The following is a 17785-nucleotide window of genomic DNA, read 5'->3' as shown; positions in this document are numbered from 1 at the left end:
CGACTGCCGCGAGGGTCAAACACCCTGCCGCTTGCGGCGCTGCAAGCTTGATTCCCCCTTGCATGCGGCGGGGTATTTGACTTACAGCATATATGAATAGTCGTTAATGACTGTCTGGATGATTTTCCGGATGCCGTCCGGCACATCCTGATTTGCGGAACCAACCGTGTAATCCATGACCCTGCCCTGAAGCCTTACCTTGCAGGCGCCCGCAGCTGCGTCCAGTACCGTAAAGCCCTGGTTTTTGCTGTTTTCCATGTCGGCCTCGCCGGCAAACAGGGTGAACTTGTCAAGATACGGAGCGCTGTCCCAGGGACAGAAGCTCTTACAGTTGCCGCACTCATTACACATATAGTCCACGTGGATGATCTGATGCTTCTCCATGCCCGGAACCGTCAGGGATATATTCGCCCTGTTTGGGCATACCTCCACACAGTTCTCGCAGTAGCTGTTGCAGGATAAGCAGCGTGTGCTGTCAATAACCTGGTCGTTCTCCTCAGCCAGCCTGCCCTTGCGTCCGTAGATGGCGTCAGCGTCAGAGAGCTTGAACAGGTCCTCTGCCAGAGCCTTCCCAACAATGGCCTCTGCCGCCATCTTGCCGTCCCTGATTCCTTCCACTACCGTGGCAGGACCGTACAGTCCGTCGCCCGCAATATAAACGCCCTTCACAGAGGTCTCCAGTGTCCCCCGGTTCACCTGGGGACGCCTTCTGCTGTCCAGGGCAATGCCGCAGTTCTCGTAGAACGCGCCCGGCACCTTTTCTCCCACAGCAGCAATCACAGTGTCGGCAGGCACTTCCACTACCTCGTCTGTCTCCACCACGCCACGGCGTCCGCTCTCGTCAAAGTCGCCCAGCACCATCCTCTTACAGTACAGGACTCCATTTTCCAGCTTCACAGGAGCCAGCAGTTCAGCGAATTCCACGCCGTCCTCCACAGCCATGACCAGTTCTTCCTCGTCGGCAGGCATGTAGCGCCTGGTCCTTCTGTATACCAGGGAAACCTTTTCCACGCCGGCGTTTCTCTTGGCAGCCCTGGCTGTATCCATGGCTGTGTTGCCGCCGCCAATGACAACCACGTTCTTTCCTAATTCCACCTGTCCGTCCGTTGCCTTGAACCGGGCCAGGAAATCCAGGGCGTTCATGGTATCCCCTGCCTCCAGTTTAAGCCTTCCCTGCTCGGACGCGCCCACTGCCAGGACAACATAATCGTAATCCTTCTTAAGCGCCTCTATGTCCGTGATTTCCCTGCCGTTTACCATCTCCACGCCCATGGCTGCCACCAGCTTCACGTCGTTGTCAATAGCGCTGTGGCTGATACGGAAACCAGGAATCACGTTGCGGACAACGCCGCCCATTTTATCTTCCTTCTCAAACAGGGTCACCTTCACGCCTCCCCTGGCCAGGAAATAAGCTGCCGCCAGTCCTGCCGGGCCGCCGCCCACTACGGCTGCCTTCTTGTCAGAGGTAACCTCCGGCGCTTTGAGCTTCGCCATAACTGCCCGGGAGCCGCCCTCTGCCGCCTCCAGCTTGGTCCTGCGGATATCCACCGGGGACTCGTAGAAGTTTCTGGTACACTTGCTCATGCAGTTATGGGCGCAGATGGTGCCTGTGATGAAGGGAAGAGGATTCTTATTGAGAATGACCTCCAGGGCCTGCTCAAACTCACCTGCTCCTGCCAGCTGCAGGTATCTGGTAATATCCTGATGGATGGGGCATCCTTCCTGGCAGGGGGCGATGAAACAGTCGGTCAGCGGAACCGGCTTATTGATTTTCCTGGAAGGAAGGGGCTTTACTGCTTTTACATGATGCTTGTCGGACTTTACAGCCTCCACCAGGCCGGCTGCCTTGGCAGCATCCACTCCCTCAAAGGCAGCAGGTTCTTTGGCTGCAAATAACTGTCCAATCTGCTCCAGTCTCTCATAACCGCCCGGCTTTAACATGGTAGTGGCCATTGTCACCGGCCAGATGCCTGCATCCACGATATCCGCGATGTTAAAGAAGTCAGCGCCGCCGGAATAGGAAATGCGCAGCTTCCCGCCAAAGTCCTCAGCCAGCTTCCCCGCAACGGACATGGACAGCGGATAAAGGGACTTGCCGGACATATACATCTCCTCGCTGGGAAGCTCGTTCTGCTTTACGTCTACCGGGAAGGTGTTGGTGATCTTCACGCCGAATTCCAGGCCCTTCTCGTCCGCCAGGGCCTGGAGCCTCTGGAGCATGGGAACTGCATCTGAGTACTGTAAATCATCCTTAAAGTGGAAATCGCCAAATGCAACGTAATCATATCCCATATCGTCCATGATCTTCCTTGCATACTCATATCCAAGCAGGGTCGGATTGCATTTGATGAATGTATGTACCTTCTTTTCCTCAATCAGGTATCTGGCAATACGCTCAATCTCCTGCGGAGGACATCCGTGAAGGGTGGAAAGGGTTGCGCAATTGCATACCTTTGGAGAAATGGCTTCCACATCCTCCCTGGACACCTTCTCAAACCGGTCCAGATTGTCAAGGAGCCACTGCCTGCACTCTTTGAAAATGGCTGTCTCAGAGGCATCCTTCATACCCTCGATGAAACGGTCAATCTTTTCTGTCTTGATGCCGTCCAGGTCGTATCCAACGGACATGTTGAACTGGAAGCCATCAGGACTGCCCAGGCCGTATTCCTTAGCCAGCACCTTACAGGCAAACCATGCCTTCACATACTCGTCAAATGCCTGGGGCACATAGAGCTCTGTGGACCACTCGCAGTTGTAGCACTCGTCGTCAGCCTTGATACATGGCTTGGATACGGGAAGGTCCTCGCCGTCCAGCTTCTGTACGGTCTTAAGTTCGAAGAAACGGCTGCCTGCAACGTAGGAAGCCACGATATTCTGGGTCAGCTGGGTATGGGGTCCAGCTGCGGGTCCAAAGGGAGTCTCCAGCTTACGGCCAAAAATCTCATAGGTTTTGTCCGGGTCTGCAATGAATGGCCTCTTGATTCCGAATAAAGCACCCTTCTTGTTCTCTTCGAGAATCCAGTTCATCAGTTTTCCAAATGGAATCGGGGTCATAATGTCGCTCATATTATTCTTATCCTCCTTTATAACCAGACCAGGTCCCAGCACCGGATACTGCGGACCATGTCCGCAGGTCCTCCATCCGGCTCAGCCACCCGGAAGATACTGTCTGTCCCGGGGTGCTGCTTTCCCGCCGCCCTGCAATCGGATATCACTTATAAATTATACATTGTGCCTGTATTACTTATATATAGGGAAGGCCAACCATCCCTGGAAGGCATCTCCTGTGGCTGCCGGCTGCTGCCCCGGCAATTAACCGTTGATGGAATGGGCCAGCTTCTTTGCCTCTTCCCTTACCTCGTAAAGAATCTTCTCCTCATCCAGTCCCGCAAGCTCCCTGTCCTTCATCAGAACCTTGCCGTTACATACCGTGGTCACCACGCTTCTTCCGGTCATGCCGAACAGGATATGGCCGTTAACATTGGACGCGTCCATGGGTGTCAGCGGGATGTAATCCGTGACAATCACATCAGCCGCAGCGCCTTCCTTCAGTACACCTAACTGCTTCTTAAAATAGCGGTTCGCAATCTTCGCATTGCCCTCAAAGAGCATCTGGGGAACCTCGCCCCAGGCTGCATTGGCATCGCAGAGGTGATGTTTGTGAAGGACATTGGCCACCTTGAAGGACTCTGTCATGTCGTGGGTATAGCCGTCTGTTCCCAGACCGGTGAGAATGCCTTTGTGGACGATTTCCATGGTTGGCGGGCATCCGCATGCATTGCCCATGTTGGACTCAGGGTTATGAACCACCATTGTATCCGTATCCTTGATCAGCTGCATCTCATGAGGATTTACGTAAATGCAGTGGGCCAGCAGAGTCTTTTCCCCAAGAATGCCGCAGTCCATAAGACGGTCCACGATTCTCTTGCCGTACTTCTTAAGGCAGTCGTGAAGGTCCTCAATGCCCTCTGCAACGTGGATGTGGTATCCCACCTCAGCCGGCTTGTTGGCTGCCGCCAGCTCCATGGTCTCATCTGAGATGGTGAACTGCGCATGCATACCCATCATGCCCGCAATCATATCTGTGCCGTCTGCCAGCGCATGTTTAATCCAGGATGCATTCTCCATAACAGCCGCCCTTGCCTTATCCATGCCGTCCCTGTCGGAAACCTCATAGCATAGACAGGTCCTGACGCCCATTTCCTTTGCAGCGTCCTCAATGGCAAATAAGGAATCCTTTATCTCGCCGAAGCTGGCATGATGGTCAAATACAGTGGTAACTCCGTTCTTAATGGAGTCCAGGTAAGTGGCCCTGGCGCTCTGGCGGGTCTGCTCACCCGTCAGATGGCGGTCAATGGTCCACCACATGCCGTCCAGAATATCCAGAAAACCCTTTGGGTCATATCCTTTAATGGAAAGACCTCTTGCCATGGCACTGTAGATGTGCTCATGGGTGTTGATGAAGGCCGGCATGATGACGCCCCCCTTTGCGTCCACATATTCGGCATCAGGGAACTCTTTCTTAATCTCTTCCAGTGTGCCCGCCTTCTTTATAGTGGTACCGTCCATTGCCACTGCCCCATTTTCAAAAAACGGCTGTTCTGGGTCTCTGGTAACCAGACGACCGTTCCCAATCACTAACATAACCTCTCTCCTTTTCTTTATTTAATAAGATAGAACAGGACTTCCTGTACCCCTATACTAACACCATACAAATCCATTTGCAAGCAGAAAATGCAAAAATTTTTAGATATTCAAAATTTTTTTGTAAAAACCTCTTGCAATTCCTTTTTTTTGTGCTATGATGGAATCGTAAACAACGCATCACAACTTTGAGAAATGTTTATTGTACAAAGTCAACAGATTTGAAGAGTCCGAGGAAAAGGAGGTTAAAGCCATGTCATACACACTAGATTTACTGAAACAGCTTGCTGATGGCCTTGCAAGACAGTTCGGACCTGACTGTGAGATTGTCATACACGACCTTGAGAAACACGACCTGGAACATTCCATTGTGCACATCAACAACGGTCATGTGACAAACCGCCAGGAGGGGGACGGACCTTCGAAAGTAGTCCTGGAAACCCTTCACAAGGATCCGGCTTCTTTAAAAGACCATCTTGGATACCTGACCCGTACATCCAACGGCAAGATACTGAAGTCCAGCACCATCTACATTCGTAATGAGGAAGGGGATTCCATTGACTATCTTCTCTCCATCAATTACGACATAACAGGTCTGATGACCGTGGATCGTTCCATTAAAGCTCTCATCGACACCGAACCCCAAGGGGACGTGAAGCAGCAGCCCGAACAGATTGTCCACAACGTCAACGACCTGTTAGATACCCTGATTGAACAGTCGGTGGCCCTGATCGGCAAGCCGGCCGCCCTGATGAACAAGGAGGAAAAAGTCACTGCCATCCAGTTCTTAAACGATGCAGGCGCCTTCCTTATAACAAAATCAGGGGACAAGGTTTCCAAGTACTTCGGAATCTCCAAATTTACTTTGTACAGCTACATTGACGTAAACAGCCGCAAGTCGGAAGATAAAAAAGCGTGATGATAATAAGGAGGACTATGTAACATGGATCAGAAGATTCTATGGGCGGTCAATCATATGCCCAAGACAGATGACAAGAACCTGCCGATTATGGGACTGGAGGAGATTGCAAAGGCGAGGACATTCCACGAAAGCTTCCCCCAGTACACCAAAACACCACTCACCAAGCTGGACCACATGGCAGCTTACCTGGGAGTAAAGGAAATCTATTTAAAAGATGAGTCCTACCGTTTTGGCCTCAATGCGTTCAAGGTTCTGGGCGGTTCCTTCTCCATGGCCCGCTACATTGCCAAGGAAACCGGCAGGGACGTATCCGAACTTCCCTACTCAGTCCTCACTTCTGACCGGTTAAGAGAAGAATTCGGTCAGGCTACCTTCTTCACCGCCACAGACGGCAACCACGGACGCGGCGTTGCATGGGCAGCCAACCGTCTGGGACAGAAGGCAGTGGTACATATGCCTAAGGGTTCCACCCAGACACGTCTGGAGAACATCGCCAGGGAAGGCGCTCAGGTAGACATCCAGGAGATGAACTACGATGACTGCGTACGTCTGGCAGCCAGGGAAGCCGACGAAACGCCAAGAGGCGTCATGGTACAGGATACGGCCTGGGACGGATACGAGGAGATTCCATCCTGGATTATGCAGGGTTACGGAACCATGGCCATGGAGGCCGGCGAGCAGTTAAAGGAATACGGCTGCGAACGTCCGACCCACATCTTTATCCAGGCAGGCGTTGGTTCACTGGCAGGCGCTGTGGTAGGCTACTTCTCCAATCTCTATGCTGATAATCCTCCTGCTTTCGTAGTTGTGGAAGCCGAGGCAGCTGCCTGCCTGTACAAGGGCGCTGCTGCGGGCGACGGACAAATCCGCATCGTGGACGGCGACATGGAAACCATTATGGCCGGCCTTGCCTGCGGTGAGCCCAACACCATTTCATGGGATATCTTAAAGAACCATGTCAAAGTATTCATCGCTGCTCCTGACTGGGTAGCCGCAACCGGTATGCGTATGCTGGGCGCTCCTATCAAGGGCGACGCGCCTGTTACCTCCGGAGAATCCGGCGCAGCTCCATTCGGCGCACTGGCAGCCATCATGTCCATGGATGAATATGCTGACCTGAGGAAGGACATTGGCCTGAATGAGAATTCCAGAGTACTGCTCTTCTCCACTGAAGGTGATACGGACCCTGACCGTTACAAGAACATTGTATGGAAAGGTCTGGATAAATAACAATCACCTATATCACACCCTAAACAAATATCAATGTATAATGGAGGAAATGAAGAAATGAATCTGGATTACGCAAAAATCAAAGAAGCAGCACAGAACTACGAAAAAGACATGACCAAGTTCTTACGCGATATCGTTAAGTTCCCGGGCGAGAGCTGTGACGAGAAGGCTCACATCGACCGCATTGCCGAGGAGATGACAAAGCTGGGATTTGACAAGGTTGAGATTGACCCCATGGGCAATGTTCTGGGATATATGGGAACCGGCGGGACCCTCATTGGCTTTGACGCCCACATCGACACAGTCGGCATCGGCAACAAGAACAACTGGAACTTCGATCCTTACGAGGGCTATGAGAATGACACCGAGATTGGCGGACGCGGCGTGTCTGACCAGTGCGGCGGTATCGTATCCGCTGTTTACGGCGCTAAAATCATGAAGGATTTAGGAATGTTAAGCGACAGGTATACGGTTCTGGTAACCGGTACGGTTCAGGAAGAGGACTGCGACGGTCTGTGCTGGCAGTACATCATCAACGAGGATAAGGTTCGTCCTGACTTCGTAGTATCCACAGAGCCTACGGACGGCGGCATCTACCGCGGACAGAGAGGCCGTATGGAAATCCGTGTTGACGTTAAGGGCGTTTCCTGCCATGGTTCCGCTCCTGAGCGCGGCGACAACGCTATCTATAAGATGGCTGACATCCTTCAGGATGTACGTGCGCTGAACGAGAATGATGCAGCTGACGACAAGGAAGTTAAGGGCCTTGTGAAGATGTTAGATGAAAAGTACAACCCGGAGTATAAGGAAGCTAACTTCTTAGGCCGCGGCACTGTTACTGTTTCCGAGATTTTCTTCACATCTCCAAGCCGCTGCGCAGTTGCTGACTCCTGCTCCGTATCCCTTGACCGCCGCATGACAGCGGGCGAGACCTGGGAGAGCTGCTTAGACGAGATTCGCGCTCTACCTGCAGTTAAGAAGTATGGCGATGATGTTACCGTATCCATGTATGAGTATTCCCGTCCTTCCTATAAGGGCCTTACATATCCAATCGAGTGCTACTTCCCAACCTGGGTTATCCCGGAGGACCACAAAGTTACCAAGTCCCTGGAAGAAGCTTATAAGAACCTGTTCGGCGACGAGCGCATCGGCGACCAAGCTACGGTAGAGATGAGAAAGGCACGTCCTCTTACCGATAAGTGGACCTTCTCCACCAACGGCGTTTCCATCATGGGACGCAACGGCATTCCCTGTATCGGTTTTGGTCCTGGCGCTGAGGCTCAGGCTCATGCTCCTAACGAGATTACCTGGAAGCAGGATTTAGTTACTTGCGCGGCTGTTTATGCTGCTCTGCCTAGTGTTTACTGTAAGTAAGAACTTATAACAACGATACTAAATTAAATAATTAAACATATTAAAGGAGTCAATCAAATGAAAACATTACAGGATTACATTGATAAGTTAAACAGCCTCAACTTCAAGGATATGTACGAGAACGATTTCTTCCTGACCTGGGAAAAGACAGACGAGGAACTGGAAGCTGTATGGACCGTTGCTGACGCTCTCCGCTTCATGAGAGAGAACAACATCTCCACAAAGGTATTTGAGAGCGGCCTTGGCATCTCCTTATTCCGCGACAACTCCACCCGTACACGTTTCTCCTTTGCTTCCGCCTGCAACCTGTTAGGCCTGGAAGTTCAGGATTTGGACGAGGGTAAGAGCCAGGTTGCTCACGGCGAGACTGTTCGTGAGACAGCTAACATGATTTCCTTCATGGCTGACGTTATCGGTATCCGCGATGACATGTACATCGGCAAGGGCAATGCTTACATGCACGAAGTTGTTGACGCTGTTACACAGGGCCACAAGGACGGCATCCTGGAGCAGAAGCCAACCCTGGTTAACCTACAATGTGACATCGACCACCCAACACAGTGTATGGCTGATATGCTGCACATCATCCATGAGTTCGGCGGCGTAGAGAACTTAAAGGGCAAGAAGTTAGCCATGACATGGGCTTACTCTCCTTCCTACGGCAAGCCTCTCTCCGTTCCTCAGGGCGTTGTGGGCCTGATGACACGTATGGGCATGGAAGTTGTCCTGGCTCATCCGGAAGGCTACGAAATCATGCCAGAGGTTGAGGAAGTTGCCAGAAAGAACGCTGAAAAGACCGGCGGTTCCTTCCGTGTATCCCATGACATGGCTGACGCATTCAAGGATGCTGACATCGTATATCCAAAGAGCTGGGCTCCATTTGCAGCTATGGAAAAGAGAACCAACCTGTACGCAGAAGGCGACTGCGAGGGCATCAAGGCTCTGGAGAAAGAGCTGCTGGCTCAGAACGCAGAGCACAAAGACTGGTGCTGTACTGAGGAACTGATGAAGACCACCAAGGACGGCAAGGCTCTGTACCTGCACTGCTTACCGGCTGACATCAACGATGTAAGCTGCAAGGACGGAGAGGTTGAGGCAACTGTATTTGACCGCTACCGTGACCCTCTGTACAAAGAGGCAAGCTACAAGCCATACGTAATCGCTGCCATGATTATGCTGGCTAAGTTCGCTGACCCGGCTGACATCTTAAAGAAGCTGGAAGAAAAAAGAACACCCAGAGTATTCAAATAAATCATCCATCTTACCATGTAATACAATGTAAGGGCTGCCGGACTGAGTCCTGCAGCCCTTTTTATCTCAAATTATGCAAAAACTTGGCGGGATACCCTCATATCCTGCCCTATAAAGGGGAAAATCACTATGGAAAACAAGAAAAAACGTATTGTCATCGCCCTTGGCGGCAATGCACTTGGCAATACCCTTCCTGAGCAGATGAAAGCTGTCAAGATCACAGCCAAGGCCATCGTAGACCTCATCGAGGAAGGCTGCGAGGTTATCGTAGCCCATGGCAACGGCCCTCAGGTGGGCATGATCAACAATGCAATGGCCGCGCTGAGCCGCGAGGACGCAAACCAGCCCAACACCCCTCTCTCTGTCTGTGTGGCCATGAGCCAGGCTTATATCGGCTACGACCTGCAGAACGCCTTAAGAGAGGAACTCTATAACCGTGAAATGTATGATATTCCGGTTGCAACCATGATTACACAGGTCCGTGTGGATGCAGACGACCCTGCATTTGATGCTCCTTCCAAGCCAATCGGCCACTTCATGACAGAAGAACAGGCCAGGATTGCAGAGGAAAAGTATGGTTACATTATGAAAGAGGATTCCGGACGTGGCTACCGCCGCATGGTGGCATCTCCAAGACCTGCTGAAATCGTTGAAATCGGCGCCATCCGCTCTCTGGTAGACTCAGGCCAGATGGTAATCGCCTGCGGCGGCGGCGGTATCCCGGTCACCCGTCAGGGGAACCACTTAAAGGGCGCAAGCGCCGTAATCGACAAGGACTTCGCCAGTGAACTGTTAGCTGAGAATCTGAACGCTGATTTCCTGATTATTCTCACTGCAGTTGAAAAGGTTGCTATTAACTTCGGAAAGCCGGAAGAAAAATGGCTGGATGACCTGGACACAGAAGAAGCAAGACAGTATATCAAAGAGGGACATTTTGCCCCCGGTTCCATGCTTCCCAAAGTTCAGGCTGCTGTTAAATTTGCTGAATCAAAACCAGGACGCACGGCTCTCATTACGCTGTTGGAAAAAGCAAAAGACGGTATCCAGGGAAAAACCGGAACTCATATCCATTTAGCGTAAAGGAGGCAATGAAATATGAATACAGACAATACAGTGAAACAGTGCGCATCCCTGTTTGATTTGGATGGTGTGCCAAAAATGAGCCAGGCAATTCCCCTGGCCCTGCAGCATGTAGTAGCCATGATTGTGGGCTGTGTGACGCCGGCCATTATCATTTCCGGCGCAGCAGGCATTGACACGGCAGACCGGGTTTTGCTGATTCAGGCTTCCCTGGTGGTATCTGCCCTGGCCACACTGCTGCAGCTCTTCCCCATAGGCAATAAGAACAGTTTCCACCTGGGCGCCGGCCTTCCTGTCATCCTGGGCGTAAGCTTTGCCTACGTTCCCAGCATGCAGGCCATTGCGGAGCAGTCCGGCATTCCGGCCATACTGGGAGCCCAGATTGCAGGCGGTATCTGCTCCATTATCGTAGGCCTTAGCATCAAGAAGATACGAAAGTTCTTCCCGCCTCTGATTGCAGGCACCGTTGTATTTACCATTGGCCTGTCTCTCTACCCAACTGCCATCAACTACATGGCAGGCGGCGCGGGCCAGCCCGCCTATGGTGCATGGCAGAACTGGGTAGTAGCCATCTTCACTCTGGTGGTCGTCACTGTGCTGAACCATTTTGCCAAGGGATTCCTGAAACTGGCATCCATTCTCATAGGCATGATTGCAGGCTATATCTTCTCCATGTTCTTTGGCATGGTAAGCTTTGGCAATGTGGCTGAATCCGGCATGTTCCAGCTTCCTCAGATCATGCATTTCGGCATCAGCTTTGAGGCATCTGCCTGCATAGCCCTGGGACTGCTGTTCGTCATCAACTCCGTGCAGGCAATCGGCGACTTCTCTGCCACCACGGCAGGAGGCCTGGACCGCGAGCCCACCACAAACGAGCTTCACGGCGCTATTCTGGGCTACGGCTTTTCAAACATCATAGGCGCGTTCCTGGGATGTCTGCCCACTGCCACCTACAGCCAGAACGTAGGTATCGTGGCTACCACCAAGGTTGTTAACCGCGTGACCTTAGGACTTTCCGCACTGATTATACTGGTTGCCGGACTGTTCCCCAAGTTCTCCGCCCTGCTGACCACCATTCCGTATGCGGTCTTAGGCGGAGCGACTGTATCTGTATTCGCTTCCATTGCCATGACCGGCATGAAACTGGTCATGACGGAGGATATGAACTACCGCAATACCTCTATCGTAGGTCTTGCGGCTGCCCTGGGAATGGGCGTGTCACAGGCCTCCGCCTCCCTGTCCGCATTCCCAGCATGGGTTACCACAATCTTCGGAAAATCTCCGGTTGTCATCGCTACCCTGGTGGCTATCCTGTTGAATGTCACCCTTCCCAAGGATGCCGGAAAGGATAAAAAGAATTAATCCTATTATTGTAATGGTATATGACATATATCCCCGGAAACAGTACCACATACTGCTATATGATACTGTTTCCGGGGTATACACACGGCGTTATTTCACTTGTTTTCCATTCAGTAAGTTTAATATAACCTATTCATTCAGCTCATACGCAACCGTCACCTGGGCTTCCACACTGACCTGGCCCGGCATTACGGGAACACCTGCGTCTTCCACGGCCGCAGCTATCTTGGCAGAACCCCCTGAATTATAGGAGGCATATCTGGTCTCCGGCTGATAGCCGAATTCCTCCACATGGACCACACCGGCCAATGTCTTTCCGCTGGCCTCCGCCAGAGCCTGCGCTTTGGCCTGGGCCACGGCCATGGCTCCCTTCAGCGCCTCCTGATAGCTGGCATCATAGCTGCTGGAAAAATAGCTGACGGAATTAATACCGTTGACTCCTGCGGCCACTGACTTTGTAATGATGGTTCCTGCATTGTCAATAGGTATGTCAGAGACTGTCAAATTGGTAGTCATCTCATATCCGATTATCTCCTGTTTATCTGAATTCCAATTGCGGATAGGACTCAGACCATAGGAAGATGTCTGTATGGAAGTTTCTTCCACTCCCAGGCCCTTTAATGTCTCAATGGCTGCGTTAAGGTCACTGGCGTTCTTCTCCTGGCAGGCAGCGGCTGTATCCTCCCTGGTATAGACGACATATTCAATCTGGGCCATATCCGGCACCACCTTTACCTCCTCACGCCCGGTCACCGTAATCACGTTCTCTGCCGCGCCTACATTCTGTACCTTCAAAGTGTCCGGAATCTGCGTCCCTGCCGCACACCCGCCCAGCCCTAAGGCTGCTGCGGCCACAGCCGCGCTAATACCTGCTGTATATACTGTCTTCTTCATAATATATTTCATAATTTTTATCATTCCTTTCGCTTCGCTCAAGGCACAAACAAGTTATGAAAAATGTTGTGCCCCTCCACTCTTTGTTTTATAATTCTTATATGGAATAGCAATATACTACAGAGCACGGAAGGAGGAGTGGCGAATTTATTTCGACCCCGCATAATTATATGTGCCGTCATTCTTTCAAACACAAACAAGTGGGACATTGAGCCCGGACTCTTATCATTGGTAATAAACCATATTTATTCAGTCACAGGATGACAGTCAATGTTGCTATTCCTAAAATAATTTTTTTGGGGAGCCGAAAGACTCCCTTTTTGTGTTTGGTAAAGTCTTTCTAAACCATTCAGTTATTTTTCACACTTGCCTCCCTCTTTTCTGTTTTCATCGGAATCTATTCATATGATACCGGGCGTACTAATATGCCCTATCCTTATACTACCAGAAAGAGGGAATTCTGGTATTTCTTTTCTCTTAATTATAGAGGTATGTTTCATTACAAAGTTTCTACGAATTTATTTCTGGCAATGCCTGCGGCTCTTGCTATATCTTGCCTGTCTATATTTCATCATTACCCTTGACAGCGACACCGGAAACTGCTAATATAGAGTGAGCGCAGGATTTCGTTAGCATACCAGGTAAGCGCAGTACTGAATATTCAGGGGTTGTACTGGTTTCGACGGGGGTCATGCAGCTGGTGAAGCTATCCCCATGCAATGGGTTAAATGGCAAAAATAAATATAAACGCTAACGACGAATTAGCAATCGCTGCCTAATGGCAGCTGTCAGACTTAGAGCACCCGCACTTTAAGACCCTGGCATCGACTATGTGGGAAACGACGTATGCAAAGCTTTGAGCATATGGGCGTATGATGAAGCTACTGAAACCATCCGGGTGTCCTTTCTCTGATGGCAGAGGGAATGTCAAATAAAGGACTATGATAGTAGAAGAACAGGGAATTGATTTTCGGACAGGGGTTCGATTCCCCTCAGCTCCATGCTGAATGATGTCGGTTTTTCCTTATTTTATAAGGAATTCCGGCATTTTCTTTTTAGAAATGCTTGATTACCTTTTTAGGATTTTGATTACCTTTTTTGATTACTTTTTAGGCTGTTTTCATTGGAATTGCAGCCCGATTTATCTGCTGTATCTTGGTATTATTATTCTTGTTACTGTAGAAATAGTATTGCCTTGTGCAGTTAATATCATTATGCAAAGTGCATTACACGCACTGACAATGCGTTTCCTGTATGTAAATGTTTTTATCCTTTCACCATGCCGCATAAATAGTACAATATGACTTTCTTGTAAGTTTTTCTTTGACAATAGCCTTCTTAATAAACTTCTCAAGCCATTCTTCGTCAATAGACTCAAATCTTAGATTCTTTATTTTCTCATCACCAAAAAATCGCTTAAAGTCTCTAATATATCGGTCGTATGTACCCTTTTTTATTTCTTCCAACTCCAACTTATCAGTTGCCCATTCTGTGAATACTTCTCCCAATGTTGGTGTCTTACTCTTATAATAGTCAATTATCAGTTGTCTAATCTTTGTTTCTGAACTTCTTTTCTTAAGCACCCTCCCTCTCTCTTTATCCGGCAGATACGTATACCAATTACCGTTACTTCCCTGCCATATATCATATGGATGTTGATTCAGGTAACTTTCCCCATGGTTGTTCATCTGAATCATCATGGGACATTCTCATGATTGCTGTCAATATATGTGTTTACCTCAAGTATGTTATTGGTGAGCCATTCCAGTTACGTTTATTCCTTTTTAGGTCTTACTGTCATATTTTATTTCCCTTGGCTGTAATGTATTTTAATAGTCGGCCATTTTTACTTAACATTGGTGGATATACCTTGTAAATAACCATCAAGGTAGTTTTGTGTCGCACTGTCACAATCCGGGCAAAGGCGTGTAAAATCATCACAGGCTCGTTTACACTTTGGATTGGTACAGCGATTTCCCCCAAATTCATAGCCACAACTACAATACATTTCTGATACATCCGAAAACTCTTTACATATAGGACATTGCTTTAAGCGCTTTGATTCAGACATAATAACTCCCCCCTCGATATGTTATAGGTTTATTCTATCACTGTGTATTAGAGATTACAATGTGAATGATAAACTTAGGGGATGATAGATTGAGGAGGATTATAGGGTTATTGAATTGGTTTGCATAAATACTTTGATATTCAAACCAATTCCAAACTGAGATTTTTTCTCACAATATTTCACTCATATTCCAAAACCCATTGTATTTCCTAGCATTTCTTCTAGTATTTTAGTAGGATTAACAAATAAATTGGATATACCGGTGCGCTGAAAGCGCCAGTCCGGAGGACCGGAAATCAGTAGTCCGGACTGGGAAATCATTGGGTTAGCAGGTTACATGTGCGAGTTTACTCGCTCATTGCCGGATCTAGACCATATACCTCCCTCATCGATCGGTAGTTGGACGGATCTGTCGGTACGATATTGATCTTGTATGCGTCATGCTTGATGCGGTCAAGGATTGCTTCTGCGAGCGGGCTGTCGTCTCCTCCAAGCTGGTCATACCAGCCGCTTGAGTCATACTGAGAGCAGAAAATCGTGGAGGATCTTTTCCGTCTCCGATGCAGAAGTTCCAGAATATCGTGCTGTTCCGTTAGCAACCAGAAGCTTCTGCGGGTCGTACACTGCCGTCAGCCGGTTCTCGGTATCGTACTGGTAACGCACCTACGCCTGCTTATGGAAGCACTCGGCTGTCATGTTTCCGTTGGCATCATAAGTGAATGTATACTTTTTCGTCAGGTTCCCCTCACATACGGTTGCCTCTGTCATCTGGTTATCCGCATTATAGGTGTAGGTGTTCTGCCAGGATTCCAGATAACTGTTGAGCTTCGCTTTCTTTGCCAGGGTTATGTTCCCGGCCTGATCGTATTTGTAGGTATACGTCACTTTATCAAACTGGCCCTTGCTCTCCTTACTCTCCACCAGCTCGCCGTCTGCATCGTAGGTAAATGTCCGTGTTATCCTTGTCCCCTCCCTTATGGCCATAGTCCTTTTCGGATGCGAACAGGCATTCTTTCGCCGTTTCCGAAGACACGAGTCCCGCCTTGTTGTAGGTATACTTGTAGTTTGAGATAAGGAATCCGCATACACAGTTGTTCTGAAGCTCTGTCACCTGGTTGTATGCATTATAGGTTATGGTGGTCACGGTCCCTTCCGGACGGTCCACACGGACCAGACGTATTAGCGGATCATAGCTGAATTGGATTTCCCTTCCATCCCTGTCCTTAATCCGGGTTATATTATCATTCTTATCATACTCGTACTGTACATCCTTCCCATCGGGGTACAGGATTCCCTTCAGGTTGTCGGCTCCATCATATACATATTCCACGGTCTTTCCGGAGCCATTAACAGCCGTCTTGAGACGCCCCAGCGAATCATATGTGTAGCTGCTGGCCAATGGTATCCGTCTGCTTAATCAGGTTGCCGCTTGTGTCGTACTCATAGGTCATCTTATTCCCGGCATTATCTGATGCAGATGTGACATGGTCCATGGCATCATACTGGTAGATGGTCAGCAGCCCGGCTTCATCGCGCAACTTCCGAAGGCACCCTCCAGTATCATAGCCCATAACAATGGTATCCCCATCAGGCATGGTAATCTTAGTAACATTGCCTACCTCGTCCATATCATAGAGGTATTCACCTCCCCTAGCATCTGTTACCTTGTTAGTTCTCCTAAGGGCATCCCTTTCATACGTAGTTTCCCCCTTAAGAGCATCTGTCATTTTGATAACATCTCCCAGGGAATCATGTTCAAATGCTGTCACATATCCGGCTGCATCCGACTGTGCCAGGAGCTGCCCCAGCACATCATAATGGTAATCCGTGATGTGTCCGTTGGCATCTGTTCCCTTAAGAATATTTCCGTTCAGGTCATATTCCTGGGATACCACTCCGCCCAGGGCATCGGTCATCTCCTTAAGGCGTCCCACTGCATCGTAAGCATATGTGGTTGTATGTCCCTCTGCATTGGTCTCTGATACCCGGTTCCCGGCCCCGTCATAGGTATAGGCAGTGATTCCGCCTAATGGGTCCTCCGCGCGACCAGAGGTTATTGTGGTCATAATCATATTTGTAAATGCGACTGTCATCATCCTTGATCCGGATGATATTTTCATTGCCGTCATAGGTCAGTTCTGTCACAAGTCCGTTCTGTGCGGTGCTTGTGCGCAGACGTCCGGCCCGGTCATATGTATAAGTAACCTTTCCTCCATCTGCATAGGTAAATTCGGTCACATTACCATTCCTGTCATAGGCAATATGTGTCTTTGCCTTCTGTCGGTTCGTAATCATTCTTCGTGATACAGTTCCCGTTCTCAAGGCCGAGCATTCCGCTGGCAAATGTCTCGTCTTTTACCTCTGAAAGCGGTATCATCCCGCCTGTAACAGGGCTTGTAATTGCAAATTCCTTTAATGCCCCGCTACTTGTCTTGTCTCTTCCAGTGAATGCCCCTCTGTCTGCCCTGTCTTTTCCAGCTAATGCCTCTTCTGCCTCTTTCGGATCATCCCAGCCAAAAATCAATGTCATGACAAATGTGACCACAACGGATACCCCGGCGGCAATCAACGCATAGATGATGTTACTTCCATATTCTGGAGAGGCGTACATAAAGATAGGGCCCTGTCAGAAATCGGATAGTTTCATAGGGCTGATCCTGGAGGCATTTGGATTGACCGTTGAAGACGTTCAGCCCCATATGGTCCGGATGGTCGTGGGTAATAAACACGTCCAGATCCTTATAGGACACTCCAAGCGCCTCCACCATACCGCGCAGTATCTCCTAATCCTGTTCAAACCGAAAAGAGGTATCCACCATCAGACTGCGTCCCGGCTGCCGGATCAGATAGTCGGACAAATGTAAATTAGAATTCCTGACTGTAATTAGAATACAGCCGGAATTTTTTCGCTGTTTACTGGCATTTTCTTTGTTCATCCTGTATAATAAGTATATCAA

Annotated in this window: 16 protein-coding genes, 1 other RNA gene and 1 pseudogene; 7 read left to right on the top strand and 11 right to left on the bottom strand. The window is 49.6% G+C overall.

What is annotated here, in order from left to right; genetic code table 11:
* Positions 1-81: 81 nt before the first annotated feature.
* Together ygfK and ssnA are read right to left on the bottom strand one after the other, a co-directional pair.
* Complete coding sequence (gene ygfK / locus G614_RS0101240; protein WP_027640460.1) at positions 82-3066, bottom strand: putative selenate reductase subunit YgfK; 2985 nt, start codon at positions 3064-3066, stop codon at positions 82-84.
* 246 nt (positions 3067-3312) lie between these two features.
* Positions 3313-4644, bottom strand: coding sequence for a putative aminohydrolase SsnA (ssnA, locus tag G614_RS0101235; RefSeq protein ID WP_027640459.1), 1332 nt, complete (start codon positions 4642-4644; stop codon positions 3313-3315).
* Between the two features lie 253 nt (positions 4645-4897).
* Here ssnA and G614_RS0101230 point away from each other — a divergent pair, with 253 nt between their 5' ends.
* The 6 genes from G614_RS0101230 to G614_RS0101205 all read left to right on the top strand — a co-directional run bounded on the left by G614_RS0101230 (position 4898) and on the right by G614_RS0101205 (position 11863).
* Positions 4898-5563, top strand: coding sequence for a helix-turn-helix transcriptional regulator (locus G614_RS0101230; protein ID WP_027640458.1), 666 nt, complete (start codon positions 4898-4900; stop codon positions 5561-5563).
* Positions 5564-5587: 24 nt separating this feature from the next.
* A complete protein-coding gene (gene dpaL, locus G614_RS0101225; protein ID WP_027640457.1) occupies positions 5588-6796 on the top strand; it encodes a diaminopropionate ammonia-lyase in 1209 nt (402 codons plus the stop codon).
* 57 nt (positions 6797-6853) lie between these two features.
* Positions 6854-8170 (top strand): YgeY family selenium metabolism-linked hydrolase, encoded by a 1317-nt coding sequence (locus tag G614_RS0101220; protein WP_027640456.1) that lies wholly within the window; start codon positions 6854-6856, stop codon positions 8168-8170.
* Between the two features lie 57 nt (positions 8171-8227).
* Complete coding sequence (gene ygeW / locus G614_RS0101215) at positions 8228-9421, top strand: knotted carbamoyltransferase YgeW (protein ID WP_027640455.1); 1194 nt, start codon at positions 8228-8230, stop codon at positions 9419-9421.
* Positions 9422-9550: 129 nt separating this feature from the next.
* Entirely contained in the window at positions 9551-10501 is a 951-nt protein-coding gene (arcC, locus tag G614_RS0101210; RefSeq protein WP_027640454.1) for a carbamate kinase, read from the top strand.
* Between the two features lie 15 nt (positions 10502-10516).
* The gene (locus G614_RS0101205; RefSeq protein ID WP_027640453.1) at positions 10517-11863 is read left to right on the top strand and encodes a uracil-xanthine permease family protein; all 1347 of its coding nucleotides are present in this window, start codon (positions 10517-10519) and stop codon (positions 11861-11863) included.
* 129 nt (positions 11864-11992) lie between these two features.
* Here the strand turns inward: G614_RS0101205 and G614_RS0101200 are convergent, their stop codons facing one another.
* Positions 11993-12769, bottom strand: a complete 777-nt coding sequence (locus tag G614_RS0101200; RefSeq protein ID WP_027640452.1) for an SIMPL domain-containing protein — start codon at positions 12767-12769, stop codon at positions 11993-11995.
* 652 nt (positions 12770-13421) lie between these two features.
* Between G614_RS0101200 and ssrA the strand changes: the two genes are divergently transcribed.
* Positions 13422-13761: a transfer-messenger RNA gene (gene ssrA, locus G614_RS29535) on the top strand.
* A gap of 270 nt (positions 13762-14031) precedes the next feature.
* Here the strand turns inward: ssrA and G614_RS0101195 are convergent.
* From G614_RS0101195 to G614_RS31000, 8 genes and pseudogenes are all read right to left on the bottom strand, one after another.
* Positions 14032-14457: a hypothetical protein gene (locus tag G614_RS0101195; RefSeq protein WP_027640451.1), complete on the bottom strand. Its 426-nt coding sequence runs from the start codon at positions 14455-14457 to the stop codon at positions 14032-14034.
* Positions 14458-15175: 718 nt separating this feature from the next.
* Positions 15176-15430, bottom strand: a pseudogene (locus G614_RS34135) (ATP-binding protein); the annotation flags it as partial.
* Positions 15431-15491: 61 nt separating this feature from the next.
* Positions 15492-15749, bottom strand: a complete 258-nt coding sequence (locus G614_RS32345; protein WP_027640449.1) for an RHS repeat protein — start codon at positions 15747-15749, stop codon at positions 15492-15494.
* Positions 15739-16227, bottom strand: a complete 489-nt coding sequence (locus tag G614_RS32340; protein ID WP_027640448.1) for an RHS repeat protein — start codon at positions 16225-16227, stop codon at positions 15739-15741. The genes G614_RS32345 and G614_RS32340 overlap by 11 nt, the downstream gene beginning before the upstream one ends.
* Positions 16205-16900 carry a hypothetical protein gene (locus tag G614_RS32335; RefSeq protein WP_242827970.1) on the bottom strand — a complete coding sequence of 232 codons (696 nt, stop codon included), beginning with the start codon at positions 16898-16900 and terminating at the stop codon, positions 16205-16207. Before G614_RS32335 ends, G614_RS32340 begins: the two co-directional genes overlap by 23 nt.
* Positions 16830-17123, bottom strand: a complete 294-nt coding sequence (locus tag G614_RS32330) for an RHS repeat domain-containing protein (protein WP_242827969.1) — start codon at positions 17121-17123, stop codon at positions 16830-16832. Before G614_RS32330 ends, G614_RS32335 begins: the two co-directional genes overlap by 71 nt.
* The gene (locus G614_RS32325; protein ID WP_242827968.1) at positions 17080-17358 is read right to left on the bottom strand and encodes a PTS glucose transporter subunit IIA; all 279 of its coding nucleotides are present in this window, start codon (positions 17356-17358) and stop codon (positions 17080-17082) included. Before G614_RS32325 ends, G614_RS32330 begins: the two co-directional genes overlap by 44 nt.
* A gap of 52 nt (positions 17359-17410) precedes the next feature.
* Positions 17411-17596 (bottom strand): hypothetical protein, encoded by a 186-nt coding sequence (locus G614_RS31000; RefSeq protein ID WP_044917327.1) that lies wholly within the window; start codon positions 17594-17596, stop codon positions 17411-17413.
* Positions 17597-17785 lie beyond the last annotated feature (189 nt).

Source organism: [Clostridium] clostridioforme AGR2157 (assembly GCF_000424325.1).
Lineage (GTDB): Bacteria > Bacillota > Clostridia > Lachnospirales > Lachnospiraceae > Enterocloster > Enterocloster clostridioformis_A.
The sequence above is the reverse complement of the archived record's forward strand: the minus strand, read 5'-3'. Positions and strand labels throughout refer to the sequence as shown.